The organism is Actinomadura pelletieri DSM 43383 (assembly GCF_003634705.1).
Lineage (GTDB): Bacteria > Actinomycetota > Actinomycetes > Streptosporangiales > Streptosporangiaceae > Spirillospora > Spirillospora pelletieri.
On the sequence record NZ_RBWU01000003.1, the window covers coordinates 637,857 to 662,597 of the forward strand.

Annotated in this window: 23 protein-coding genes and 1 tRNA gene; 3 read left to right on the plus strand and 21 right to left on the minus strand. The window is 70.7% G+C overall.

Annotated elements, in window-relative coordinates:
* Position 1: 1 nt before the first annotated feature.
* The 7 genes from mnhG to BZB76_RS16190 all read right to left on the minus strand — a co-directional run bounded on the left by mnhG (position 2) and on the right by BZB76_RS16190 (position 6,699).
* Positions 2-331: a monovalent cation/H(+) antiporter subunit G gene (gene mnhG, locus BZB76_RS16160; RefSeq protein WP_211343024.1), complete on the minus strand. Its 330-nt coding sequence runs from the start codon at positions 329-331 to the stop codon at positions 2-4.
* Positions 328-597 carry an MrpF/PhaF family protein gene (locus BZB76_RS16165; RefSeq protein ID WP_121435175.1) on the minus strand — a complete coding sequence of 90 codons (270 nt, stop codon included), beginning with the start codon at positions 595-597 and terminating at the stop codon, positions 328-330. Before BZB76_RS16165 ends, mnhG begins: the two co-directional genes overlap by 4 nt.
* Positions 594-1,133, minus strand: coding sequence for a Na+/H+ antiporter subunit E (locus BZB76_RS16170; protein ID WP_121435176.1), 540 nt, complete (start codon positions 1,131-1,133; stop codon positions 594-596). Before BZB76_RS16170 ends, BZB76_RS16165 begins: the two co-directional genes overlap by 4 nt.
* Positions 1,130-2,650: a Na+/H+ antiporter subunit D gene (locus BZB76_RS16175; RefSeq protein ID WP_121435177.1), complete on the minus strand. Its 1,521-nt coding sequence runs from the start codon at positions 2,648-2,650 to the stop codon at positions 1,130-1,132. Before BZB76_RS16175 ends, BZB76_RS16170 begins: the two co-directional genes overlap by 4 nt.
* Positions 2,647-3,003: a Na(+)/H(+) antiporter subunit C gene (locus BZB76_RS16180; protein WP_121435178.1), complete on the minus strand. Its 357-nt coding sequence runs from the start codon at positions 3,001-3,003 to the stop codon at positions 2,647-2,649. The genes BZB76_RS16175 and BZB76_RS16180 overlap by 4 nt, the downstream gene beginning before the upstream one ends.
* Positions 3,000-5,750 (minus strand): hydrogen gas-evolving membrane-bound hydrogenase subunit E, encoded by a 2,751-nt coding sequence (gene mbhE / locus BZB76_RS36380; RefSeq protein ID WP_121435179.1) that lies wholly within the window; start codon positions 5,748-5,750, stop codon positions 3,000-3,002. Before mbhE ends, BZB76_RS16180 begins: the two co-directional genes overlap by 4 nt.
* An 876-nt stretch (positions 5,751-6,626) precedes the next feature.
* Positions 6,627-6,699: transfer RNA gene (locus tag BZB76_RS16190), tRNA-Asn, on the minus strand.
* 156 nt (positions 6,700-6,855) lie between these two features.
* On the opposite strand from BZB76_RS16190, the gene BZB76_RS16195 reads away from it, so the two are divergent.
* Complete coding sequence (locus tag BZB76_RS16195; protein ID WP_147449447.1) at positions 6,856-7,122, plus strand: YtxH domain-containing protein; 267 nt, start codon at positions 6,856-6,858, stop codon at positions 7,120-7,122.
* On the opposite strand, the gene BZB76_RS16200 is transcribed toward BZB76_RS16195, so the two are convergent.
* From BZB76_RS16200 to BZB76_RS16240, 10 genes are all read right to left on the minus strand, one after another.
* The gene (locus BZB76_RS16200; protein ID WP_121435181.1) at positions 7,119-7,604 is read right to left on the minus strand and encodes a hypothetical protein; all 486 of its coding nucleotides are present in this window, start codon (positions 7,602-7,604) and stop codon (positions 7,119-7,121) included. The two genes, BZB76_RS16195 and BZB76_RS16200, sit on opposite strands and share 4 nt — an antisense overlap.
* A gap of 17 nt (positions 7,605-7,621) precedes the next feature.
* Entirely contained in the window at positions 7,622-8,941 is a 1,320-nt protein-coding gene (locus tag BZB76_RS16205; RefSeq protein WP_121435182.1) for an MGH1-like glycoside hydrolase domain-containing protein, read from the minus strand.
* Positions 8,942-9,081: 140 nt separating this feature from the next.
* Positions 9,082-9,888 carry an HAD family hydrolase gene (locus tag BZB76_RS16210; RefSeq protein ID WP_121435183.1) on the minus strand — a complete coding sequence of 269 codons (807 nt, stop codon included), beginning with the start codon at positions 9,886-9,888 and terminating at the stop codon, positions 9,082-9,084.
* Positions 9,885-10,997, minus strand: coding sequence for a cysteine protease StiP family protein (locus BZB76_RS34800; RefSeq protein ID WP_170180645.1), 1,113 nt, complete (start codon positions 10,995-10,997; stop codon positions 9,885-9,887). Before BZB76_RS34800 ends, BZB76_RS16210 begins: the two co-directional genes overlap by 4 nt.
* Positions 10,994-12,373 (minus strand): phosphoribosyltransferase family protein, encoded by a 1,380-nt coding sequence (locus BZB76_RS34805; RefSeq protein ID WP_170180646.1) that lies wholly within the window; start codon positions 12,371-12,373, stop codon positions 10,994-10,996. Before BZB76_RS34805 ends, BZB76_RS34800 begins: the two co-directional genes overlap by 4 nt.
* Positions 12,370-13,596 carry an HpcH/HpaI aldolase/citrate lyase family protein gene (locus tag BZB76_RS16220; protein ID WP_121435184.1) on the minus strand — a complete coding sequence of 409 codons (1,227 nt, stop codon included), beginning with the start codon at positions 13,594-13,596 and terminating at the stop codon, positions 12,370-12,372. Before BZB76_RS16220 ends, BZB76_RS34805 begins: the two co-directional genes overlap by 4 nt.
* A gap of 21 nt (positions 13,597-13,617) precedes the next feature.
* A complete protein-coding gene (locus BZB76_RS16225) occupies positions 13,618-14,196 on the minus strand; it encodes a TerD family protein (protein WP_121435185.1) in 579 nt (192 codons plus the stop codon).
* Between the two features lie 74 nt (positions 14,197-14,270).
* Complete coding sequence (locus tag BZB76_RS16230) at positions 14,271-15,422, minus strand: DUF475 domain-containing protein (protein ID WP_121435186.1); 1,152 nt, start codon at positions 15,420-15,422, stop codon at positions 14,271-14,273.
* A 66-nt stretch (positions 15,423-15,488) separates the two neighbouring features.
* Positions 15,489-16,067, minus strand: coding sequence for a TerD family protein (locus BZB76_RS16235; RefSeq protein WP_121435187.1), 579 nt, complete (start codon positions 16,065-16,067; stop codon positions 15,489-15,491).
* 43 nt (positions 16,068-16,110) lie between these two features.
* Positions 16,111-16,686, minus strand: a complete 576-nt coding sequence (locus tag BZB76_RS16240) for a TerD family protein (RefSeq protein WP_121435188.1) — start codon at positions 16,684-16,686, stop codon at positions 16,111-16,113.
* Between the two features lie 213 nt (positions 16,687-16,899).
* Here BZB76_RS16240 and BZB76_RS16245 point away from each other — a divergent pair, with 213 nt between their 5' ends.
* Positions 16,900-18,147: a molecular chaperone DnaJ gene (locus BZB76_RS16245; protein ID WP_121435189.1), complete on the plus strand. Its 1,248-nt coding sequence runs from the start codon at positions 16,900-16,902 to the stop codon at positions 18,145-18,147.
* Positions 18,148-18,815: 668 nt separating this feature from the next.
* Here BZB76_RS16245 and BZB76_RS16250 read toward each other — a convergent pair.
* From BZB76_RS16250 to dnaG, 3 genes are all read right to left on the minus strand, one after another.
* Positions 18,816-19,283, minus strand: a complete 468-nt coding sequence (locus BZB76_RS16250) for a YbjQ family protein (RefSeq protein ID WP_121435190.1) — start codon at positions 19,281-19,283, stop codon at positions 18,816-18,818.
* Positions 19,284-19,445: 162 nt separating this feature from the next.
* Complete coding sequence (gene rpoD, locus BZB76_RS16255) at positions 19,446-20,591, minus strand: RNA polymerase sigma factor RpoD (protein WP_121435191.1); 1,146 nt, start codon at positions 20,589-20,591, stop codon at positions 19,446-19,448.
* A 71-nt stretch (positions 20,592-20,662) separates the two neighbouring features.
* On the minus strand, positions 20,663-22,606 hold the full coding sequence (gene dnaG, locus BZB76_RS16260; protein WP_121435520.1) for a DNA primase: 1,944 nt from the start codon (positions 22,604-22,606) through the stop codon (positions 20,663-20,665).
* A gap of 227 nt (positions 22,607-22,833) precedes the next feature.
* On the opposite strand from dnaG, the gene BZB76_RS16265 reads away from it, so the two are divergent.
* The gene (locus tag BZB76_RS16265) at positions 22,834-24,201 is read left to right on the plus strand and encodes an ABC transporter ATP-binding protein (protein WP_121435192.1); all 1,368 of its coding nucleotides are present in this window, start codon (positions 22,834-22,836) and stop codon (positions 24,199-24,201) included.
* 22 nt (positions 24,202-24,223) lie between these two features.
* Here the strand turns inward: BZB76_RS16265 and BZB76_RS16270 are convergent, their stop codons facing one another.
* Positions 24,224-24,673, minus strand: coding sequence for a GtrA family protein (locus BZB76_RS16270; RefSeq protein WP_121435193.1), 450 nt, complete (start codon positions 24,671-24,673; stop codon positions 24,224-24,226).
* Between the last annotated feature and the right edge of the window lie 68 nt (positions 24,674-24,741).

Consider the following 24,741-nt stretch of genomic DNA (forward strand, 5'->3'; position numbering starts at 1 on the left):
CTCATCTCCGGCCGTCGGATTCGTCCAGCGTGAGGGTGTCGGGGTCGATCGCGCCCGCCCGGTAGGCGGCGGCGCCGATCGTCTGCGCGGCGACGGGCGCGGTGATCAGCTGGAAGATCGCGACGAGTAGCAGCGGGGTGGCGGCCGCGACGGAATCGGCCTGCGGCGCCACGCCCGCGAGGATGAGCAGCAGCCCGATCGTCTGCGGTTTCGTCGCCGCGTGCAGCCGCGTGAGCAGGTCGGGGAACCGCAGCACGCCGAGCGCGCCCACGGCGGAGAACGCCGCGCCCGCGGGCAGCAGCACCGCCGTGACGATGTCACCGGCGATCATGTGCGGTCCTCCGCCCGTTCCGCCGCGAGCCGGGCGGCCGTCACCGACCCGACGAAGCCGAGCAGCGCGATCACCACGAGAAGGGTGGCGTTGGCGGGTTCGTCGACGGCGGCGGCGCGGACCGCGATGCCGCTGACGAGCAGCACGGTCAGGACGTCCACCGCCATGATGCGGTCGAAGGGCGTCCGTCCGCGGACCAGCCGCGCGGTCGTCATCAGGACGGCGGCGCCCAGCAGCGCCATCGTCACGGCGTACACGATGCTCATCGGTCGTCCTCCGTTCGTCGTGCGTCGTCCGGTGCCACGAGGGCCCGCATCAGCCGCCGTTCGGTGCGCAGCACGCTCTCCCGCATGGCGTCCGCCTCCTCGGGGTCGCGGACGGGCATGCCGTGGATGCGCAGAAGGGAGCGGTCCCAGTCGAGGTCGACGAGCAGCGTGCCGGGCCGCAGGGACACGCTGGTGGTGACGGCGAGCAGCACGAGTTCGGACCGCGACCGCGCCTCGACCTCGACGATCGCGCCCCTGACCCGTCCCGGTGCGCGCAGCGCGTGCCAACCGATGACGAGGCTCGACACGAGCAGGTCCCACGCGAACTCCCCGGCCGCCACGGCGAGCCGCAGCGGCCGGATCCGTGTGACCATCGGCACCGTGGGCAGCCTGCTCACCACGTAGGCGACGAGGACGGCGACGACCCCGCCGGCCAGGGTGAGGGCGTCGACGCGTCCCCACAGCAGCAGCCACACGCCGAGCAGCCAGGTGGCCATGCCGAGTCGCGCACCGGCTCGCCGCAACCCGTCGTTCATCGCGCCGCCCCGTCCAGCACCGCGTTCCGGTAGGGGGCCGGGTCGAGCAGATCGCTCGCGGCGTGGCGGCTCCACACCGACAGCGGCCCCGCGAACACCGAGATGAGCAGCCCGCCCACGAGCATCACGGCGGTCACCGACTGCATGACCCGCACACCGCCCCGCGTGTAGGCCTCCTCCGCGGGCGGCTCGGCGGCGTCCCGCGGTTTCGGCCGCCAGAACCCCAGCGTCCAGATGCGCGCCATCGCCATGAGCGTGAGGACGCTCGCCGCGACCGCCACCCCGGTGACGACGTACGCGAGCGGGCGTCCCTCACCGAGCCCCGCCTGGAACAAGGCGAGCTTGGCGACGAACCCGGACGTCGGAGGCACCCCGCTCACGCTCAACGCGGGCACGAAGAACAGCACGGCGACGACCGCCGACAGCTGCGCGAGCCCCCCGAGCCGGTTCAGTGAGATCTCCCCGGCGCGTCCCTGCATCAGATCGCTGACCAGGAACAACGTCGCCTGAACCACGATGTGGTGGACGAGGTACAGGATCGCCCCGGTGAGCCCGGCCACGCTGAACAGCCCCAACCCGAAGAGCATGTAGCCGATGTGACCGACGAGCGTGAACGAGAACACCCGGTGGACGTCGTCGTGCGTCAGCGCGCCGAGCGTGCCGACGAGCATCGTCGCCGCCGCCAGCCCCAACATGACCCACGACATCTGGTCACGGGGGAACACCAGCGTCTGGACGCGGATCAGCGCGTAGATGGCGGCCTTGGTCAGCAGCGCCGCGAACACGGCCGTGACCTTGGTGAGCGCGACCGGATAGCTGTCGGGCAGCCACAGGTGCATCGGGGCGATCGCGCCCTTGATGCCGAACACGACGAGGAACAGCAGGCCGAGCGCCGAACGCGTCCCGGACGGCAGACCCTCCACCCGCACCGACAGGTCGGCCAGATTCACCGTGCCCGCCGCCGCGTAGGTCACGCCGAGCGCGGTCAGGAACAGGATGGACGACGTCAGGCTCACCACCGTGTACGTCATTCCGGCCCGCATCCGCTCCGCCGTCGGGGTGAGCGTCATCAGCACGTAACTCGACGCGAGCATGACCTCGAACGCGACGAACAGGTTGAACAGGTCGCCGGCGAGGAACAGCAGGCACACCCCGGCGGTCAGCGCGAGGTACGCCGGATAGAACACGCCCGGTTCGTGCGGCCCGAGCCCACCGGCGCCCTCCGCCACCGCGTGCAGCATGATCGCGAGCAGGACGGCGGCGGACACCACCAGCAGCAGCGCCGACAGCCGGTCCGCGACGAGCGTGATGCCGAGCGGCGCGGCCCAGCCGCCCATCTGCACGGCGGTCACCCCGTCACGGGCGACGACCGCCACCAGCCCGCCCGCGGCGGCGACCACGCCCGCGACGACCAGCGGGGCGAGGACGCGCAGCCACGCCTCCCGCCGGCGGCTGATCATCGCCAGCGCCGCGCCCGCCAACGGCAGCACGAACGGCAGCGGCACGAGCACGTTCATCGGTCCTCGCAGATCCGGCGGTCCTCGACATCGTCCATGACCTCGTCCTCGCCGAGCAGCACCCGGCTCCGGTAGGCCAGGGCCAGCAGGAACGCCGTCACCCCGAACGTGATCACGATCGCGGTCAGCGCCATCGCCTGTGGCAGCGGGTCCGCCGAGCGCCCCTCGCCCTCCCCGAGGATCGGCGACGTCCCGGCGGCCCCGCCCGCCAGCAGCAGGACGAGGTTCGCGCCGTGCCCGAGCAGCATGAAGCCGACCACGACGCGGATGAGCGACCGTTCCATCAGCAGGTCGAACCCGGCGGCGAACAGCACCGCGACGAGCACGACGAGAACCAGCGCTGGCTCGTTCACGTGTCGTCCTCCAAACTCGCGCCAAGCGTGGCGAGGATCGTCAGCACCAGCCCGAGCACCAGCAGGTACACCCCGGCGTCGAAGAACAGGCTCGTCGGGACCTTGACCTCCCCGAGGACCGGTACCGTCGCGTCCCAGACGTCCCCCTGAAGGAACTGGCCGCCGGACGTCCACGCCGCCGCGCCGGTCGCGACCGCGAGCCCGAGGCCACCGCCGAGCAGCACGCTGGGACGCACGGGCACCGCGGTGGCGAGCTCCCGCCGCCCGCCCGGCAGGTAGCGCAGCACATACGCCATGCCCGCCACGAGCCCGCCCACGAACCCGCCGCCGGGACGACCGTGCCCCGCGATCAGCAGGTACAACGAGAACACCAGGATCGTCGGCCCCAGCAGCCGCGCCGCCGCCTCCAGCACCACCGACGACCCGCCCAGCGGCGGACGGCCCGGCGTCGCGAGCCACCGTTTCCGAGGTTCCCGCGCGGCCTCCTCCCCCGCCGTGGGCGGACGGACCGGCCGCCATCCCCCCGGCCGGGACAACATCAGCCCCGACACGCCCATCGCCACGACGGCCAGCACCGTGATCTCGCCGAGCGTGTCCAGGGCCCGCAACTCGACCAGGATCAAGTTCACGACATTGTTCGCCTCCTCCTCGGCCGCGGGAGTCTCGTAGCGCGGCCCGACCGGCGCGGTGTTCCGGCTCAGCGCCGCCATCACCAGGAACGTCGCGACGAACCCGCCGAGGCACAGGCTGATCACACCGGCGGGCGCCCGGCGGCGACGCGGCGGAAACCGGTCCGGAAACCGCCGCAACACCAGCACGAGCATGATCAACGACAGGGTCTCCACGACCAGCAGCGTGAGCGCGAGGTCCGGCCCGCCGTGCACCACGAACAGGCCGCCCATCCCGTAGCCGACTCCGGCGAGCAGCAACGCCGCCGACAACCTGCGCCGCGCCCGCACAACCGCGATCGCGCACCCGCCCACCACCGCGGCCAGCACGGGCTGCACCGGGTCGTCCCAGGCCCGAAGCGTCCCCGAGGAGGGGCCATCCCCACCGATCAGGCCCACCACCAGCGCCGTCCCGGGCAGGACCAGCACCATGACCCCGATCACCGCGAGATAGACCGGCAACGACCCGATCTGCAGGCGTTTCGTCACCGCGTGCGCGACGCCGTACACGCCCTCGATCACACCGTCATAAACCCGTTGAGCGTCTGGAACCGACCTCCACACCGGCTTCGCCGGAAACGACCGCCCGAACATGACGTACAGTCCCGCACCCACCACGAATGCAAGCACCGACAACCCGATCGGCAGCCCGAGCCCATGCCACAAGGCCAGCTCGTAATCGGCCACTCCCACATACGGCTCAATCAAGCTCCGCACCGGCCCCGGGTACACGCCCAGGGCGAACCCGGCGACAGCCAGCACCACCACCGGTAGCACGAGCCCCCACGGTTCTCCACCCGGCGTCCCGTCCGACGCCCCACCGAACGCCCCATGCAGGAACCGCACACCGTAGGCCACGGTCAACGCCGACCCCGCCACCACCCCACCGAGAACGGCGGCGTCCACCCCACCATGGGCGAACGCCTCGAACGCCGCCTCCTTCGCGACGAACCCGAGGAACGGCGGCAACCCGATCATGGACGCGACCGCGGCCGTTCCGGCGACCGCGAGCACCGGCAGGCGCCGTCCCGCCCCCGACAGGCATTCGGCGCGCCGCGTCCCCGTCTGGTGCTCCAGCGCACCGGCCGCCAGGAACAGCGGCGCCTTGAACAAGCCGTGCCCGAGCAACAAGGCGATGCCCGCAAGAGCCGCCGTCGGCGTCCCATGTCCCAACAGGACCATCAGGAGGCCGAGCTGACTCACCGTCCCGTAGGCGAGAAGCCGCTTCAGATCGTCCTGCCGCAACGCGACCAGCCCTCCGACGACCAGACTCACCAGCCCCGCCACCACCACCATCGGCCGCCACACACCGGTCTCGGCGAACCCGGGCGCGAGCCGCGCCACCAGGTAGACACCCGCCTTCACCATCGCCGCGGCGTGCAGGTACGCGCTCACCGGCGTAGGCGCCACCATCGCCGCCGGAAGCCACGCGTGCAACGGCACCTGCGCCGACTTGGCGAACGCACCCAACAGCACCAGCACGACACCCGCGTCCGCCGCCGCACCGCCGGGCGGTTCGTGCACCAACACGGAGATCCGGTACGTCCCCCCGGCCTGCCCGAGCAGCACGAACCCGACCAGCATGACCAGCCCGAACGCCGTGGTCGTCAACAGCGCCTGGGTCGCCGCCCGCCGCGACTCCGCCAGATCCGGCCGAGGAGCGCCGATCAGAATGAACGAACTGACGGTCGTCAGCTCCCAGAACACGTAGAGCACGAGCAGGTTGTCGGCAAGCACCAGCCCGGTCATCGCCCCCGCGAACGCCACCAACGTCCCGGTCATCAACCGTTCGGCCCGCTCGAAGTACCAGCCGGAGTAGCACAGCACCACCGCCCCGACCCCGCCGACGAGCACCAGCATGACGACCGCCAACGCGTCGAGCCGCAGATCGACGGCCAACCCGAGCTCGGACGCCCACCCCACCGTCTCCGTGACATCGTCCCCGGCCCGCGCGAGCGCCCACCCCACCGTCACCGCCGGAAGCACCGCGGCCGCACACGCCATCACCCGCCGATGCCGCCCAAGCGCCCAGGGCACGCCGACCGCGACGACGGCGTAGGCCAGAACGAGCGTCACCATGCCGCCCGCAGCCCCCCTCCGCCAGGCACGTCGCAGCCGATCTACCCGATGACCGCCCCCGAAACGTCCACAAGCCCCCGATAACGCCTACCCCCACCGTGTCGGCATCCGGAGTACTTCCCGCGCGCCGACGTTCGGGGTGTCGGGGCGGTGCCGGACGAGGCGTCGACGGCGCCGTCGCTGAACGGCCCGGATCCAATCCCGTGCGGCGTGATGGCACCAACTAACCTGAACCCGCACCCGCCACCAAACCGTGCCCGACGAGAGCCGAGGCCAGGAACCGGGTCACACCACGTCGACACTCGATGGCACGCCCGAGCACCTCATACCGGACGCCACCCGCACGGTCTCCGGAGAGAAGGGCTGAGCGCACCCGTGAAATCGCTCCACACGCAAAAGCCGAGGTTGACGGCCCACCGACAGTTCGCCGCCCCGAAGCAACCAGAAAGAAAACGCAAGGCGCACCCAACGATCCAGCCCCTCAGCAACCCGAGCAAACACACGACCGAAACCACGACCACCAGGAGCCTCGAGGCGGAGCCCCCACATCGGGGACCCGGAGAAACGGCGGACCCCAACAAAGGTGAGCCCAAGCTCACCGAGCACCCGCACACAACCACAAAACACAACCGGCAAGGGGCATAGGGGCGAAGCCCCACATCGACAGTCCGGAACCCGGGCGAACACACAGCAGACCCAGAAAGGTGAGCACAAGCTCACCGAGCACACCCCGCACAGAACCACAAGGCGCAACCGGCAGGGGGCGTTGGGGGCGGAGCCCCCACATCGGGGGTCCGGGGGTCGCCCCCCGGAAAGACATTGCGGGCCCCGGCGAAGTTGAGCCAAGGCTCAACGAGCACACCACCCCCGCCTCGGCTCCCGCGATTGGACTCGAACCAATAACCTGCCGGTTAACAGCCGGCTGCTCTGCCGATTGAGCTACGCGGGATCGTGCTTGGTGCCCTGGGTGTGGGGCACTGCGGCGGGTCTAGGTTAGCGCATGTGCGGAGCTGTTCGCGCACGTCTTATTCCCGTGCCGGCACGGATGGGGGGCGTGTTGGCGGGTATGGGGGTGGGACGAATCCGCCGTCAGTGGGAGTTGGACATGAAAGCTCGCATGATGTTCATGGCAGGCGCCGCGATCGGGTACGTCTTCGGGACGAAGGCGGGCCGGGAGCGGTTCGAGCAGATCAAGCGGCTGTCGCAGCAGGTGTCGGAGAACCCGAACGTCCAGGATGCGGCTGGGAAGCTGCGGGCGAAGGGCGAGGAGTTCGCCGGTGCGGCGCGGGAGAAGGCGGTGCATCGGAAGGAGCGGGTGCCGGAGCAGGGGCATCGTACGGCCGAGGAGCAGCCGCCGGTGTTTCCGGGTTAGAGGCCGGTCTGGCGGCGTAGGTCTTCGAGGACCTGTTCGGCCTGGGCGCGTAGGCCCGGGTCGGACGGGTCCAGGCCCGCCTCGAAGACGAAGGTCCAGCGGACGTCGCCGCCGGTGGCGGGGCGGCGGCCGGCGATGCGGACCTTGCCGCCGCCGGGGAGGGCGGCCTGGTGGGTGACGGCGATGGTGGCGGTGACGCGTTCCCGGACGGTTTCCGGGACCGAGCCCGGGTCGGTGAGGCGGACGTGGTGTTCGGCGCGGGAGGTCTCGGTGACGTGGAGCCACCCGTCCTTCCAGGTGGCGTGCTCGACGCGTTCCCAGGGGATGCGGGTGAACCCGCCTTCGGGGGTCGGGATGTGCAGGGCCGTGGTGGTGGTGGCCACGTGGGAGCCGCCGCGGGTGGGGGCGGTGGCGAGGACGCGTTCGCCCCGTTCGAGGGTGAGCGCGGCGCGGAGTGAGGGTCGTCCCCGGAGTCGGCGCATGCCCCAACGGTAGGCGATCAGGCTGCCTGGGGGGCGCGGCGGGCCCCGAGGAGGTCGAGGACGAGCGCGGCGGACCAGGCGTAGTCGTGGCTGCCGCGGCCGGTGCCGTCGAAGGGGTCGAAGAATTCGCGGAATCCGGACTGGCGGACGAGCCGCATCGTGGAGCCGTAGACGAGGTCCGCGACGACGGGCAGGTCGTGGCCGACGGCGCCGTACCAGACGAGCCAGTTGGTGCTGATCCAGGTGGGGCCGCGCCAGTAGCCGCCGCGGTCGAAGGCGGGGGCCTGGATGTCGCAGGTGGGGACGGGGTATCCGGCGGCGCCGGCGAAGCGGGCCGACAGGAGGAGGTCGACGAGGCCGCGGACCTTCGGGGACGGCAGTTCGGGGTCGAGGAGCGGCCCGAACGCGCCGACGGTGATGATGGGCAGGAGCCGGTCGGCGCGGAGGTCGCGGGCGCGGAAGCAGCCGGTTTCGGGGTCCCACAGCCGGTCGAGGAGGGCTTCGTGGACGCGTCGCGCGAGGTCGCGGTGTGGGGCGGGGTCGGCGCCGACGAGGACGGCGATCTCGGCGAGGGCGTGGGTCGAGGCCAGGTAGATGGCGTTGACCAGCGGGTCTTCGACGGCGAACGGGTGTTCGTCGCGCAGGTAGCCGGGGCGGTGTCCGGCGTCGCGCATGAGGGCGACGAGCCGGACGTAGCGGTCGTAGTCCTCGCCGGTGGGGAGGGTGTGGGCGCGTTGCGCGGGCGCGTACGCGGTGGGCGGCAGTTGGAGGGCGCCGAGGGGCCTGTCCCAGGCGGGGCTGTTGTCCAGGCCCGACTCCCACGGGTGGCAGATCGCGATGAGGCCGCTGGAGGCCAGGTCGCGGGCCTGGGCGAAGTAGCGGTGCTGGGCGGTCAGCATCGGGTAGAGGCGGGCGAGGAACGCCCGGCTGCTCTCCCCGTCGGTGGCGCACTCGTGCAGGCGCAGCGCGGCGAGGGCGTGCAGGGGCGGCTGGGTGAGGCCGGAGGTGTGGACGCCGCGGGGCGCGGCGGGGTGCCGTTCGCTGCGCCACAGTTCGGGGCCGGGGAAGAACGCGTGGCGGGCGAGGCTGGTGTTGAACACGATGTGGGGCAGCATCCCGTCGGCCCATTGGCCGCGGAACAGGGAGAGCAGTTCGGCCTCGGCGCGGTCGCGGCGGTGGCGGGCGAGGCCGAGGCTGATGAACGCCGAGTCCCAGCTCCACTGGTGCGGGTACAGGCCGGGGGACGCCGCGGTGGACGTCCCGGTCCAGTTCGCGTCGAGGACCCTGGCCGCGGCCTTCCACAGCGCGGTCTCGTCGCCGGTCAGACGGACGCTCATGTGGTCAGGGTGACCTCCTCCTGAGCTGGAGAGGGGCTCACCGTGAATTGTGGCCTCAGAACGCGGTCGCTGCGACCCCTTGGGGCAGGTCGTTTCCCAACGGGCGAGGGCACACGGCAGTAAATATTTACTCTTCGCCTTTACAAGGCTGTTGCGCGTTCCAGAAGCCAGTCGGCGATCTCTTCGCCGGCGCGGACGCCGCGGGCGGTGGTGACGGCCGTGGTGGGCGACGTCCAGCCGGTGTCGTGCAGCTCACCGTGCGCCGGGCGGATGGACAGGTCGGCGGTTTCGAGGAGTTCGATGTCGAGGAGCGAGTCACCTGCGGCGAGGGTCGTGGACGCGCCCGTCCGGTGGGTGATCTCGGTCGCGGCTGCGGCCTTCGTCAGACCCGCGGGCAGGCAGTACACCTTGCGGCCCTGGAGGGACGTCCGCCAGCCGCGTTCGGCGCACCAGCCGGTGAGGTCCTCCACCCAGGCGGGCGGGAGGGCGGCGCGGTCGACGACCAGGTAGGCGAACAGGTCGGACGCGGCGCGCCGCTTGAACACGAAGTCGCCACTGGTCTGGACGAGATGCTCCTGGACGTCCGCGAGCGCCGCGCAGTTCTCGGTGACGCGCGCCCGGACGGCCGCCGCCCACTCCGCGTCGTCCACGCCGTCGACGAGTATGTGACCGCCGTTGGAGCAGATGGCGTAGGGGGCGGGTTTCTCCAGGAGGTTCACACGGTTGTACTGCTGCGGGGTGCGTGTCGTCGTCGGGACGAACGTCGCCGTCTCCGCAAGGGCCTCCAGTGTGCGCGCGGACGCCTCCGTCATGTAGGAGAGCGGTGCGCCCTGGTAGAACTCCACGCACAACAGACGCGGCATCGTTTCGTCTGGGCCGTCCAAGGCGAACGCGGCGGTGGAGTAGATGAGCGTCCGATCGAGGTCGGAACACACAAGCACGGTCACTGGACGGCCCCCTTGCCGTATCGCGGGTGGATGAACCCCATGCAGGCGTAGGGGAACCGGTCGGGTTCCACGTCGATGACGGGGACGCCGCGTTCCTCGGCGAGCAATCTGATGTGAGCCGTCTCGGCGCCCGCGTCGTCCCGGACGAGGACCTTCCACGGAACGCGGCGCAGCAGCACCCGGGTCGTCTCACCGATGCCGGGTTTGACGAGATTCAGGTCATCGATCCCCTCGGCATGGGCGCAGCGGCGGACGGCCTCCCACCCCGACCAGTCGGGAGTGCGGTCGGCGGCCCGCAGATCCGGCAGGTCCTTCGCGACGCGTTCCGCGACGTCCCCGAAACGCGCGCAGACGGTGTCGAGGAACAGCCCGGACACGTCGTCGGCGGCGAGGTCGGCGTAGAACTTGGCGCCGTGGAAGTCACCGGGCCCGATCAGGTCGTCGTTCAGGACGGTGCGGCTGACCAGTCCGGAGACCGTCGAGTTGAGGCACGCCGACGGGATCAGGTAGTCGTCCCGGGTCCCGAAGAGGGACGTGCACCGCCCCGGGTCGGCCAGGACCGCGAGGTCGGCGGGGAACGGATGGGGGGCGAGCGCGGCGGTCAGTTCGCGGGTGATCGCGCCTTTGCCCGTCCAGCCGTCCACGAACATGACGGAGGACGGGTCGTGGTGCTCGGCGAGATACCGCAACGCCACCGTGTCGATGCCCCGGCCCCGGACGATGCTGAGCGTGTAGTGCGGGACGTCCAGGCCGTGCGCGAATCGCGCCCAGCGGCGCATCAGGATCCCGACCGGGGTTCCGGCGCGGGCCAGGGACACCAGGACCGTGTCCGGGCCGCGCTCGGCGAGGATCATCTCGGTGACCAGGCCGGTCGCGTGGGCGAGCCGTTCCGCCGACGCGTCGAGGGCCCGGTGGAACAGCCGCCGGTACTCGGGACCCGGCTGGTACTCCACCGGCAGCGACTCCGCGTAGTGGGCGCGGCCCGCCTGGATCGCCGCCTCGCGTTCCTCCGTGGGCGCTTCGAGCCGCACATGCGAGAGGTCCTTGAGCAGCCACGTGACGTCTTCCGCCGGGTAGCTGCCGAAGGACGGCCCGTACAGCGGTTTCACGCGCTCCTCCTCGCCGGGACGGTCGCGACCAGCACGGGCGCGACCGCGCGCAACCGACGCAGCAGCCCGTCGGCGAGCGCGGGAGTGTCTCCGATGTCGTCGACGACAAGAACGATCCGGTCGAAACCGGGCTGTCCGGTCGGGGGGAGGACGTTGTAGGCGTACCGCTCCCCCGGCCCGTCGGCGGGCTCGTCGTGGGACGGGAAGACCAGGCGCGTCCTGATCGCGTAGCCCGGGTCGTCGACGGCGAGCACCGGTGACCGCGTCGTCGTCGAGTACCGGACATCGACGTCCGGCAGCGTGTATCCGAGCGTCTCGGCCAGCCGCAACGGCGTGTACATGAGTTCCTCGAACCCCAGCACGAGGACGCGGGAGAAGCCGCCTCCGAGGCCCGCGGCGACGGTCTCCGCCATGTCCGGCAGCTCTTCCTCCAGGCGTTCGCGGTGTTCGGGGAGGAAGCCGTGGCGGCCGCCGTCCGGCAACCCGGCGGGCCACTCCAACGCGGCCCTCGACACCGGGAACGAGCCGACGGCCGAGTCCGGAGCGGCGGCGGGCGCCGGTAGCCGGGCGACGAGCGCCTGCCCGGCGTCCAGAATGTCGTCCGGGAGTTCGACGCTCCCACCCGCCAGCGCCACCGTGTCGATGCGGGTGCCCAGGCGATCGGCCAGCTCGGACATGCGGGCCGACTCGGCGGGCCCGCGCAGGTCCACCAGGGCCGCGATGACGTAGTGACCCCTGGGCCGGACGGCGTGCAACGCCTGGACGGTGTTCAGGACGGTGCGACCGGTGGACAGTTCGTCATCCACGAGCACGACCGGTACATCACGGTCGAGCGCCGCGAAGTCGGACGGGAGCAGCAGATGGCTCGTGGCGTGGCTGTGCTCCTCCTCGAACCCCCCGTACGTGGCGAACCCCCTGACCGGGCGGCGCGTGGAGTGCAGGTAGTAGGCGCCGCCGAGCGCGTCCGCCACCGAGTGGCCCAGGGCCGTGGCCGTCTCCGCGTAGCCGAGCACGACCGCGTCCACCGGGACCCGCGGCGCGCGAAGAAGGTCACGCATTCCGGTCGAAGCGCCCGGCACGTCCCGCAGCGCGTCCGAGAACAGACCACCCGGCTCGAACGGCTTCTCGTCGCGCAGGCGCGCACGGACGAGCTGACCGAGCAGCAGCCCCGACCCGTACACCAGCCAGGGGTCGGTCGGGACGTGCTTGCCCAGCACCGTGGAGACCAGCAGGTGGGCGCGCCGGGGATTGCGCCGTACCGCCAGCCCGACAAGATCCCTCAGGCCCACCCCGACCGGACGGGCCGCGTCCGACAGGCGCACACCGAGCCGTGACGCCACCCACGAACCGGCCCAGGCGGACTCGGACGCCGTCACCGGCTGCCCGCCGCTTCCAGCAGTTCGACGAACGTGACGCCCTCCGCCGCCACGCCGAACACCCGCGCGCGCAGCATCAGCCGCCGCGCCCACGCCCGATGCGGCTTGGCCTCGTTCATCTTGTTGGCGTAGGAGCTGGCCATCGCGCCTCCCCCGGAGACATCCAGGATATCGGCGGCGTCGCAGTACTCCTCGTGCGTCACCACCGAGAGCGCGTGCACGGCCGCGACATGACTCGGATGGATCACGGTCTTGCCGGTGAGGCCGTTCGCCTTGTCCAGATGCACCTCGCGGATCAGCCCGTCCAGGTCGGACGTGATCAGCCGCTGCCGCAGCGGAGCCGCCCGCTGCGCCTCGAACGGCGACTGCCGCAGCTGCGGCTTGAACATCCGCTCGCCCGCCGAGAAGTACTCCCAGACCGGGCCGGTGACCACGTATCCGGTGCCGTCCGCGCGGCCCAGGATGTTCACCACGTCGCAGATCACGCCCGCGACCGGCCGGATGTCGTAGATCGTGAGGTCGGGCGGACGGCGCAGCCCGTACGCCGCGGACATGTCCGTCGCCCCGATCCGGACGGCGAGGATCCGCGGCCGGTGCTTGGCGAGCAGCCGCGCGACGTCGTTCAGCATCTCCGTGCGGGTCTCGGCGTACACCGCCTCCGGGCTCTCGATCACCGGCATCGCCAGCAGGCGCCGTCCCGACCGGGCCGCGGCGTCCTCCACCGCGTCCAGGAACGGTCCACCCGAGGTCGCCGTGAACTTCGGCAGCACGAACCCGCTGACCAACGCCGCCGCGTCACCCAGCCGCCCGATCAGGTCGCCGATCTGGCGGGGGTCGCGGACGCGGATGAACAGCAGCGGGACGTCCCGCCGCGCGGCGTCCTCCACTTCGAGGCTCTCGGAGTCGGTGTCCGCGGGGACGGCCACACCGGCGGCCCGGCCGCCGGCGTGCAGCTCGCGCAGCTGCGCCACCAGGTTCGCCTCGCCCGCCTCGACCTCGTCGTCGGCGATCGCGTCCTCCAGGCACACCACCATGCTCATCACGCCGCCCCGCGCCGCGCGCACGATGTCGCCCGCGAGGGCGGGCCGCGTCGCGGGGCTGTACAGCGTCGCGCCCAGCGCCACGCCCAGCACCGCCGGGTCGTCGTGCCGGTCGAAGGGCCGCGGATGCCGGTAGAACAGGTGCTTGCGACGCGCGGCGTCAACGTGGTCGAAATGCCGCATGGACGCCCCGTCAGACGCTGGTCACAGGTGCGTCGCCACGGCGGGCAACAGATGCTGGAACGTCCGGCCCGTCGCCGTCGCGCCGATCGCCGTCATCGACCAGCCGTCACCGTCCCGCGACACCTTCGCCATGATCTGCGCGTTGTGCTGCCCCGCGCCGCTCAGGTCGTAGCGGGCGATCTCCTGACCGGTGGTCTCGTCCACCAGCCGGCAGAACGCGTTCGCGATCTGGGAGAAGTCCTGGCCGGTGAAGGAGTTCACCGTGAACACCAGCTGGGTGACGTTCGCCGGGACGTTCTGCAGGTCGACGTTGATGACCTCGTCGTCGCCCTCGCCCTCCCCGGTCAGGTTGTCGCCGGTGTGCAGGACGGACCCGTCCTTGCTGCGCAGCTGCCGGAACCACACCTGGTCGGCGAGGTTGCCGGCGGCGTCGAACAGCAGGCACGAGGCGTCCAGGTCGATGGACTGGGTCTTGCCCTTCCCGAACAGGCCCCTCTTGGCGACGGCGTCCCAGCCGAGGCCCATCTTGACCCGGGTGAGCGTCCCGCCACCCGGCTTGGTCAGCGAGACCTTCTGTCCCTTCTGCAGCGAGATGGACATCGTCGGCTCCTTCGATGGTCGATGCGGTGGGGTCGGACTTCAGGGGACTCGGACAACGCCGGATCTGCCGCGGGTCAGACCTTGCTCGTCGAGCTTGTCGAATGGAGTGGCGTGCCGTCCTCGCCCGAACCGGCCGCGGGGGATTCCCCGTCCCCGCCCCGGTTGCGGACGACCGAACTGACGAACGCGGCGATGATCAGCCCGGCGCCGAGCCCACCCGTGATCCACTCGGGGACATGGTGCCCGATGCTGACCAGCATGCACACGGCGAGCGCGCCGATCGCCCAGTGCGCGCCGTGCTCCAGGTAGACGTACTCGTGCAGGGTGCCCTTGCGGACCAGGAAGACGGTCAGCGACCGGATGTACATGGCGCCGATGCCGAGGCCCAGGGCGATGACGATCGGGTCGGTGCTGATCGCGAACGCGCCGATGACGCCGTCGAAGCTGAACGAGGCGTCCAGCACCTCCAGGTACAGGAACAGGAAGAACCCGGCCTTGCCGGTGGCCAGTGCGAGCGAACTCGGACCCGACCGACCGGCGGCCTTCTCCCCGGCCGTCCCGTCCTCGTCCTCCGCGCCCCCGTCGTCCTCGTCGTCGTCCTCGCCCGCCTCCGAGAACAGCTCACCGAGCCCGTTGACCAGGATGTAGGTCACCATGCCGAGCACGCCGGCGATCATGACCTGACCCGGGTCGTCGGCCGACAGCCACGACACGAACGCCAGCGCGCCACCCGCGACGACCACGGCGAGCTGGTCGAGCTTGCCGATGCGGGCGAGCGGCCGCTCCAACCACGGCAGCCACTTGTCGGCGCGCTCCTCGAACACGAAGTCGAGGAACAGCATCAACAGGAACATCCCGCCGAACGCCGCGATCATCGGATAGGCGTCGTTCATCAGGTCGTGGTAGCGGTCGGAGTCGTTCAATGCCAGGTCGAACGCCTCGTACGGGTTCAGCTTCGCCGTCAGTCCCACGATCAACAGCGGGAAGATCAACCGCATGCCGAACACCGCGATCGCGATGCCGACCGTCAGGAAGATCTTCTGCCAGAAGGGGCTCATGCGGTCGAGCACCTTGGCGTTGACCACGGCGTTGTCGAACGACAGCGAGATCTCGAGAACGGCCAGCACGGCGACCAGCGCGAACCCGGTCGGCCCGCCGTACAACAGGGCGAGGAGCAGGCCAGCGGCCGTGACGCCGAAGGACCACCCGAAGGTGCGAAGAATCATGCGCGTATTTCTGCTAGGAAGGACGGCCGGGCGTGCGTGCGGCCGAGATGCGGAGGCCGCCGGCTGCTAGCCGACGTTCACGCCGAAGTCCATCGCGATACCGGCCAGACCCGAGGCGTACCCCTGACCCACCGCTCTGAACTTCCATTCGCCGCCGTGCCGGTACAGCTCCCCGAAGACCATCGCCGTCTCCGTGGAGGCGTCCTCGGTCAGGTCGAAGCGGGCGAGTTCGTTGCCGTCGGTCCGGTTGACGATACGGATGAAGGCGTTGCGAACCTGCCCGAAGCTCTGCTGCCGGTTGTCGGCGTCGTAGATCGACACGGGGAAGACGATGCGTTCGCATTCGGCGGGCACCGCACCAAGGTCGACGTTGATGGACTCGTCGTCGCCCTCACCCTCACCGGTCAGGTTGTCCCCCGTGTGCTCGACCGAGCCGTCCGGGCTCTTCAGGTTGTTGAAGAACACGAAGTGCTGGTCGGACATGACCTTGCCGGTGGACGCGAGCATCAACGCGGAGGCGTCGAGGTCGAAGTCGGCGCCGGTGGTGGCGCGGACGTCCCAGCCGAGGCCGACGGTGACCGCCGTGAGGTTGGGGGCGGCCTTCGTCAGTGAGACATTGCCGCCCTTGGCGAGTGAAACTCCCATGGGCCACTCCCTTCCTGTGGGTCTGCGTTCTGGGGGGTGAATCTCAGAGGTTGACGCCGAAGTCCGTCGCGATGCCGGCGAGGCCCGAGGCGTAGCCCTGCCCGACGGCGCGGAACTTCCATTCCGCTCCGGAGCGGTAGAGCTCGCCGAAGACCATCGCCGTCTCCATCGAGGCGTCCTCGCTCAGGTCGTAGCGCGCCATCTCCGATCCGTCGCCCTGGTTCAGGACGCGGATGTACGCGTTACGAACCTGTCCGAAGTTCTGGCCCCGGCCGTCGGCCTCGTAGATCGACACGGCGAAGGCGACCCGCTCCGCCGTGGCGGGCATCGCGCCGAAGTTCACCTTGAGCTGCTCGTCGTCGCCCTCGCCCGCGCCGGTCTTGTTGTCGCCGCTGTGCTCGACGGCGCCGTCCGGGGTACGCAGGTTGTTGAAGAAGACGAAGTGCTGGTCGGTGATGATCTTTCCGGAGGCGTCCAGGACCAGGGCGGAGGCGTCCAGGTCGAAGTCGGTGCCGGTGGTGGTGCGCAGGTCCCAGCCCAGACCGACGGTCACCGCCGACAGGCCGGGGGCCTGCTTGGTGAGCGAGACGTTGCCGCCCTTGCTGAGACTGACACCCACGATGGGCCTCCAAGATCGCATGCCGGTGTTCGGACGCCGCCCCGGCGCCCAGCCATATCGACGTAGCAGCGATGCTATCCGTTCCATTCCGAACGGAGGCATGAACGCCACCTGACGTGGAACCTGTGCGCCACCGGGCGTACACGCGGGACGGCCGGACGGGCAAAACGGGTCCGTCTGCGCCAGACTGGTCAGGGACGAAGGGAGGCAGCGTTGCGGGGAGCGGGTGACCAGCGCCGCCGGGGCCGGGGGGCACAGGGGGCCGCCGCGGCCACCGAGGCCAGGGAGGCGGCGGCGACCGCCTTCTACGACATGGACCAGGCGCAGAAGTACATCGACGGCCGCGTCACCGTGTTCGAGGACCTGGACGCCAGGGCGGCCGAGCCCGTGCGGCGTGAGTTCACGGGGCTGGCCGAGTCCGCCGACGCCGCCGCGGTCGCCTACATCTCCGTTCTCGACGCGCATGACCTCGGTGACCAGGACCGGACACCGGCCGAGTACGACGCCGCGCGGCGCGCGTTCGTCGCGTCCACCGAACGGCTTCAGCAGGTCACCCGGAACCTGAACGGGTTCGCCGAGCGGCTCGCCCCGAAGATGGCCCGGCTGGAGAGCGCCCTCGATCAGCTCCCGCCGCGGCTGACCGCCGCCCGCGACGCCGTGGCAGCCGCCGACGCCGCCGTCCGGGCCGCCGCGGACGCCGGAATGGACGCCTCCGACCCGGAGGCGGAGCTGGCCCAGGCCAGGCAGATCCTCGCACAGCTCGGCTCGCAGGGCCTGGGCGGGCTCGGGCTGGACGGGGCCCTGCGCAAGGCCGAGGAGGTCCACGAGATCGCCGAGCGGGCGCGCGAGGCCGCCGCGGAGCTGCCGCAGATGGCGCAGAAGGTCCGCAACTCGCTCGCGTCCGTCCGGACCCGCGTGGACGTCGTCGCGAACCGTGTCGGCCCGGTCAAGGAGGCGATGAAGGTCCTGCTGCGCGGCTACTCGCAGGCGTGCTGGCAGGACCTGAAGGGCGCGCCGGAGTCGATCGAGGCGGCCGTGACGCGGGCGCGGGAACGGCTGAACGAGGCGTCCGCCCACACGTCCCGCGCCGAATGGAAGGAAGCGCAGCGGGCGCTCACCGCCGCCCGCACCGAGCTGAACGCCGCCGACCGCCGCGCCGGCCAGGTCACCGGCCGGGTCGAGGAGCTGCGGGCCGTCGCCGCCGACCCGGAGGGGCCGGCGGAGCGCGTCCGGTTCGCCGTGCGGGACGCGCAGCGACTCGCCATGGCCCAGCCGGGCGGAGCGGCACCACAGCACGCCCGGGCGCTCGACGCGCTCGTGGCACGCCTGGAGGAGGCACCCAAGCGCCTCACCGGCGCCCACCCGGACTACTGGGCCTACCTGCGGGAACTGGAGTCCATCAAGACCGCCGCCGGCGACGTCGTCACACGAATCCGCGCAGAACGCGCCGCCCAAGGCTAACCAAGCCCAAGCACCCAGGCCCGTTTCACCCTGCCCGCACGCGAACACGCACCCACCCGGCGCAGCAACGCCGAAGACGAGCAAACCCGCACGCATCGCAAAGCGATGCCACGCTCGCCCCAGGCCCGGTCACGCAGCAAACCGCCAGACGAGCAAAGTGCGCCGAGCCTGCAACAAGTACAGCGACCTCAGCCCGCGCGCGAACGCGTTACCCGCCCGGCGAAGCGAAGCCGAAGGCAAGCGAAGCCGGGCGGATCGCGAAGCGATGCGCGTTCGCCCCAGGAACGGTCACGCAGCGAGCCGCCAGGCGAGCGAAGTGGGCCGAGCCTGCAATAAACACAGCCCCGCACGCGAACACGCGACCCACCCGGCGCAGCAGCGCCCAAAGACGAGCGGAACCGGGCGCATCGCGAAGCAATGCGCCTTCGCCCAGGCCCGGTCACGCAGCAAACCGCCAGACGAGCAAAGTGCGCCGAGCCTGAAATCAACACAGCGACCTCAGCCCGCGCGCGAACGCGTTACCCGCCCGGCGCAGCGAAGCCGGAGGCGAGCGGAGCCGGGCGGATCGCGAAGCGATGCGCGTTCGCACCAGGAACGGTCACGTAGCGAGCCGCAAGGCGAGCGCAGTGGGCCGGTCCTGCAATAAACACGCCTGCCATCAACACAGATCAGCGTGGGCGGTCGTGCAGGCCCATTGTGAGGTTGCGGGCGACCATCGGTGGGCCGCCGGGCTGCGGCTCCCCGTACGGCGGGGGCGGCGTCTGTTGCTGGGGGTAGGGCTGTTGGTGCGGCGTCTGCTCGCGCTGCTGCGCCTGCGCGGGCTCCACCCACACGGCCGTCCCGTACGCGCAGATCTCCAGGCCGCCGCCGGCCGCGACCGTGTCGAACCGCATCCCGACCACGGCGTTGGCGCCCTTGCGGCGCGCCTCTTCGCCGAGCCGGTCCACCGCCTCGCGCCGCGCGCCCGCCAGACCGGACGCCGGCTGCTCCCCCGTCACCCGGAACGTGGCGCTGCTTCCGCCGTGTCCGGGCTGCGGCGCGACGATCTGGTCGGTCTGCGCGGCGGATCCGTGGACCTCGCCGAGCACACTCCTGATCTCGTACCCCGCCACGCCGTCAGTCGTCACGATCAGCATGACACCACGGTAATTCACCGCCCGGACGGAATGGGACGCAATCCTTCGACGGCCGTCCTTGACCGCGGTTTCGGAGCACACCGGCCGGCCTCCCGGCGACCCGGCCGGGAGGCGCGCGATCAGGCCGGGCGACCCGCCGTGCCCGCGCGGTGACGTCCGCCGTCAGTCGAGATATTCGCGGAGCATCTGCGCGCGGGACGGGTGACGCAGTTTCGCCAGGGTCTTCGACTCGATCTGGCGGATCCGTTCCCGCGTCACGCCGAACTCCCTGCCGACCTCCTCCAGGGTGCGCGGATGACCGTCGGTCAGGCCGAAGCGCAGCTGGATGATGCGCTGTTCCCGTTCCGACAGCGTGCCCAGGATGTCCTCCAGTTGGTCCTGCAGAAGGATGAACGCCGCGGCCTCGATCGGCACGACGGCGTCCGCGTCCTCGATGAAGTCGCCGAGGTCGGAGTCTTCCTCCCCGATCGGCGACTGGAGCGAGACCGGTTCCTGCGCTATCCGCTGGATCTCCACGACCCGGATCGGGGAAAGGCCCATCTCCAGGCCGATCTCCTCGGGGGTCGGTTCACGGCCGAGGTCCTGGTGGAGTTGGCGCTGCACCCGGACCAGCTTGTTGATCGTCTCGACCATGTGCACCGGGATCCGGATGGTCCTGGCCTGGTCGGCGATCGCCCTGGTGATGGCCTGCCGGATCCACCAGGTGGCGTACGTGGAGAACTTGAAACCCTTGGTGTAGTCGAATTTCTCGACCGCACGGATCAGTCCGAGATTTCCCTCCTGGATCAGGTCGAGGAACAGCATTCCCCGCCCGACGTAGCGTTTCGCGATCGAGACCACCAACCGGAGGTTGGCCTCGATCAGGCGTTGCTTCGCCCGCGTCCCCTCGCGGGAGAGCAGTTCGAGGTCCAGGAGTTCGCCGCGACTGAGGACGGCGGTACGCGCCATCTTCTCCTCGGCGAACAGGCCCGCCTCGATCGATTTCGCGAGTTCTACTTCATCTTCTGCCGTGAGCAGCGGTACGCGACCGATCTCTCTCAGGTAGATCCGAACCAGGTCGCTCGTCGGCGCCCGCTTGCCGAGGTCTCCCTCGTCCGCTCGCGCGACGTCCTCGGTCTCCTGCTGAGACTCGAGGACCTCCACCCCCTGCTCCGCGAGCATCCGGACGACCCGTTCGAGGGAGTCGTCCGGCAAGTCCGAGCGATCGAGCGCGGCAGCGACGTCCTCGACGGTCACGCCGCCGCGTTCTCTACCACGTGCGACGAGGTCCGCCACCTGATCAACCGATGGCGCCTCGCTTGGCAGCACCGAAGGGCCCACGAAGACAGTTTGCGTCAAGTGGGGCCAAGATCACAGGACCTATTTTGCGGTCCCTTGACTCACTGTGCTCCGAGACCTCGCTCCCGCAACACCCGTCTCTGCTGCTCAAGCGCGACAAGATCGCCGAAGAGGCGGGGGTACTCCTCGGGGGCCTCGACCGGATTCAGCCGCTCGAGTTTAGACTTCGCGTCGGCGATCATCCGGGTGAGCTGGCGTTCCTGAATTCGGGAAAGCAATTCCACCGCGTATCGGTCGCCCGAATCATCGGCCGCCCGTGCGGGTTCCACGCCGAGCCTGGTGATCAGGTCTCTGACCTGGTCGTCGGGGGCCAGTTCCAGCAGGCGCGCGACCCACTCGGCGACATTCTCCGCCGTCGCCACGCCGCCCGCGTCCGCGATGACCGCGCGCACCGCCGCGTGCGGCGGGGCGATGAACGCCTCCGCCGGGACCTCGTCGAAGGCGGGCCCGAGCATCGCCGGCCGCTGGACGGCGAGTTTCAGCAGCTCACGCTCGCGCTGGACCTCCGGGTCGCTCGGATCGAACGCCGGCCGCGCCGCCGCCTGATCCCCGGCCCCGGGCCGGCCGTCGCCGCCGGCGCCGTTACGTGCCCCGCCGTTTTCGGCCCGTCCGTTTCCGGCCCGCTGGTTCCCGTTCTGGGCGCGGCCGTGCCGCCGGTTGGCCAGCTCGCGGACGCGGCGCAGCACGAACTGCTCGTTCATGAACCCGAGCCAGCGGTCGAGGTTGACCGCGTACAGATGGCGGCGCGACCGGTCCTTGATGGCGGCGACGACGGGGGCCGCGGCGTCCAGGGCGCTGAGCCGTCCCTCCACGGTGTCGAGGTCGTGCTGCTCGATCGCGCTGCGGACCGCGAACTCGAACAGCGGCAGCCGGGAGGCGATCAGGTCGCGTACCGCCGCGTCGCCGTGCCGGATGCGCAGGTCGCACGGGTCCAGACCGTCGGGCTGGACGGCGACGAAGGTCTGCGAGACGAACTTCTGCTCGTCGTCGAACGCGCGCAGCGCCGCCTTCCGCCCGGCCGCGTCGCCGTCGAAGGTGAAGATCACCTCGCCGCGGAACTCGTCCTGGTCCATCAGCAGCCGGCGCAGCACCTTGATGTGGTCGTCGCCGAAGGAGGTGCCGCATGTCGCGATCGCGGTCGGGACGCCCGCCAGATGGCAGGCCATCACGTCGGTGTAGCCCTCCACCACCACGGCCTGGCGGCGTTTGGCGATCTCCCTTTTCGCCAGGTCGGCCCCGTACAGGACCGAGCCCTTGTGGAAGAGCGGCGACTCGGGGGTGTTCAGGTACTTGGGGCCGTCGTCGTCCTCGTAGAGCCGCCGCGCGCCGAACCCGATGACGTCGCCGGACAGGTCGCGGATCGGCCACATCAGCCGTCCGCGGAACCGGTCCATCGGGCCGCGCCGCCCCTCCTTGGCGAGCCCGCCCGCGATGATGTCGCGGTCGGCGAAGCCGCGTCGGCGCAGGTGCCCGACCAGGCCCTCCCACTCGCGTGGCGCGAACCCGACACCGAACCGCTCGGCGTCGGCGGGCTCGAAGCCGCGCTCGGACAGGAACGTGCGGCCGATCGCGCCGTCCGGTGAGTTCAACCGCTCGGCGTAGTACTCGGCGGCGGCCCGGTGCGCCTCGAGTAGCCGGGCGCGCTGCCCGCCGTCCTGGCGGGGGCCGCGCCCGCCGCCGTCCTCGTAGCGCAGCTGGACGCCCGCCTGCGCGGCGAGCCGCTCCACCGCCTCGGTGAAGGACAGGTGCTCGATCTCCTGGACGAACTTGATGACATCGCCGCCCGCCCCGCAGCCGAAGCAGTGGTACAGCCCGCGCGACGGCGTCACGTTGAACGAGGGCGACTTCTCGTCGTGGAACGGGCAGAGGCCCTTGAGATTCCCACCGCCCGCGTTGCGCAGCTGCAGGTACTCGCCGATCACGGCGTCGACCGACGACCGCTCCCGCACGAGCGCGATGTCCTCATTGCGAATCCGGCCTGCCACGACGAGGAGTCTACGGCGGTGCCCTGACATCCGGGACCGGGAGCCCGAACCCGGCGCCAGCCCGGACGACCGGGCCGGCGCCCGTTCGTCGATGTCCAAAAATCCAGAGATTTTGACCGGTCTCGGCCGACTCGGCACCGACATCCGGAAAACTACTCTTTACAACATGGACCGTCGCGCGATGTGATGGCGGACACCCCAATTGCTCCACTCCAGGCGGACCCGAAATGACGGATGTTGTACTCGACGGTGTCGACAAGGTGTATCCGGGCGGGGTGGCCGCCGTCCGAAATATCCGTTTGAAGATCAACGACGGTGAGCTGTTCGTGCTGCTCGGCCCGTCCGGCTGCGGCAAGTCCACGATCCTGCGCATGATCGCGGGGTTGGAGGAGATCACGAACGGCGACATCTGGCTGAACGGCGCGATCGCCAACGACCTGCCTCCCCGGGAACGGAACGTCGCCATGGTGTTCCAGGAGGGTGCCCTCTACCCGCACCGCACGGTCAAGGGCAACATGCTGTTCCCCCTGCAGGTCTCCGGGGACGACCGCGTCGAGGCGAACGCGAAGGTCCAGGAACTCGCGCGCGCCCTCGGGATCAACTCGATGATCGACCGGCTGCCGCGCACGCTGTCGGGCGGTCAGCGGCAGCGGGCCGCGATCGGCCGGGCGCTGGTCCGCGAGCCGTCGCTGTTCCTGCTGGACGAGCCGCTGTCCAGCCTCGACGCCGGCCTGCGCACCGAACTGCGCGTGGAGATCTCCGCGCTGGTGCGCTCGACCGGCACCACCACCGTCTACGTGACCCACGACCAGGTGGAGGCCATGACGATGGCCGACCGGATGGCGGTGCTGCGCGACGGCGTCCTGGAGGACGTCGGCACCCCCGAGCAGATCTACCAGGACCCGGCGACCGTGTTCGTGGCCGCGTTCCTCAGCTCACCGCCGATCAACCTGCTCCAGGGCACGCTGTGGACCGTGGAGGACGAGGGACTGCTGATCGACTTCGGCGCGCAGCGGCTGATGATCCCCTGGGACGACCCGCGGACGTCCTCGCTGATCAGTCACCAGGGCCGTCCCGTCACGGTCGCGATCCGCCCGGACAACCTCATTCCCGTCGCCCCCGGCTCCCCCGCGAAGCCAGGCACCGTCCTGTCCGGCCAGGTCAGGGCGCTGGAGTTCCACGGGCACGAGTGGCTCGCCTACGCCGAGGCCGGGATCACCACGGTCGACCCGAACACGGTGGGACGGCCCGCCCCGGCCACACCGCCGCAGCCCGAACGGCCCACGCTGCGCGAGAGGCTCCGGACGCTGCTCGGCCCGCCCCAGCGGCAGGAGCAGGAGCAGGCGGTCGAGGAGCACGTCGGCGGCCATCACCGGCGGCCCGACCTGATGTTCCGCATCGCGCCCGGCGACCGCCCGAACCGCGGTGACCGCGTCGCGCTGGCCGTCGACCTCGACCGGATCCTGTTCTTCGGCGCCGACGGACGCCGCGTCACCCCCGTCCACCGGCACCAGACGGCACCGCCCCGGGTTCACCGGCCCGAGCACGCGGGCCAGGAGGCTCCGCACGCCCACGACGGCCCCGGCCGGCGCTGACCCGCCGCGAACCCGCGGTTCGTCAGGCCGTCGCCGGGGTGAACACCCACTTCTTGTACGACCAGTAGCGGAACGCGGCGCCGAACGCGACCCCGGCAAGCAGCCCGACGTTGTAGGCGACACCGCCGTGCAGACCGAGGGTGTAGTAGGTGAATCCGGTGCACACCACCGTGATGAGCAGCCCGACACCGTTCAACGCGAAGAAGATCGCGACCTCGCGGCTCGATCCGTCGCTGTCGCGGTGACGGAACACCCAGAACCGGTTGAGCAGGTACGACGCCAGCGTGGACACCACGGTCGGAACGACGACGCTCGTGACGGGACTGCCGCCGAGCAGGGCCCGCATCAGGTTGGCGCCGAAGATCATGATCAGCGTGCCCACGACGCCGACGAAGCCGAAGCTGAGCAGTTCGCCCAGGAAGCCGCCGCGATGGAAGGGGCCGTAAACCGGGGCGGACGCGACCGTTCTCATCGGTCTTGACCGCTGGATGGTGTTCACTCGCCCAGACCTTACCTGAGGAGGCCATATACCAGAGTCAC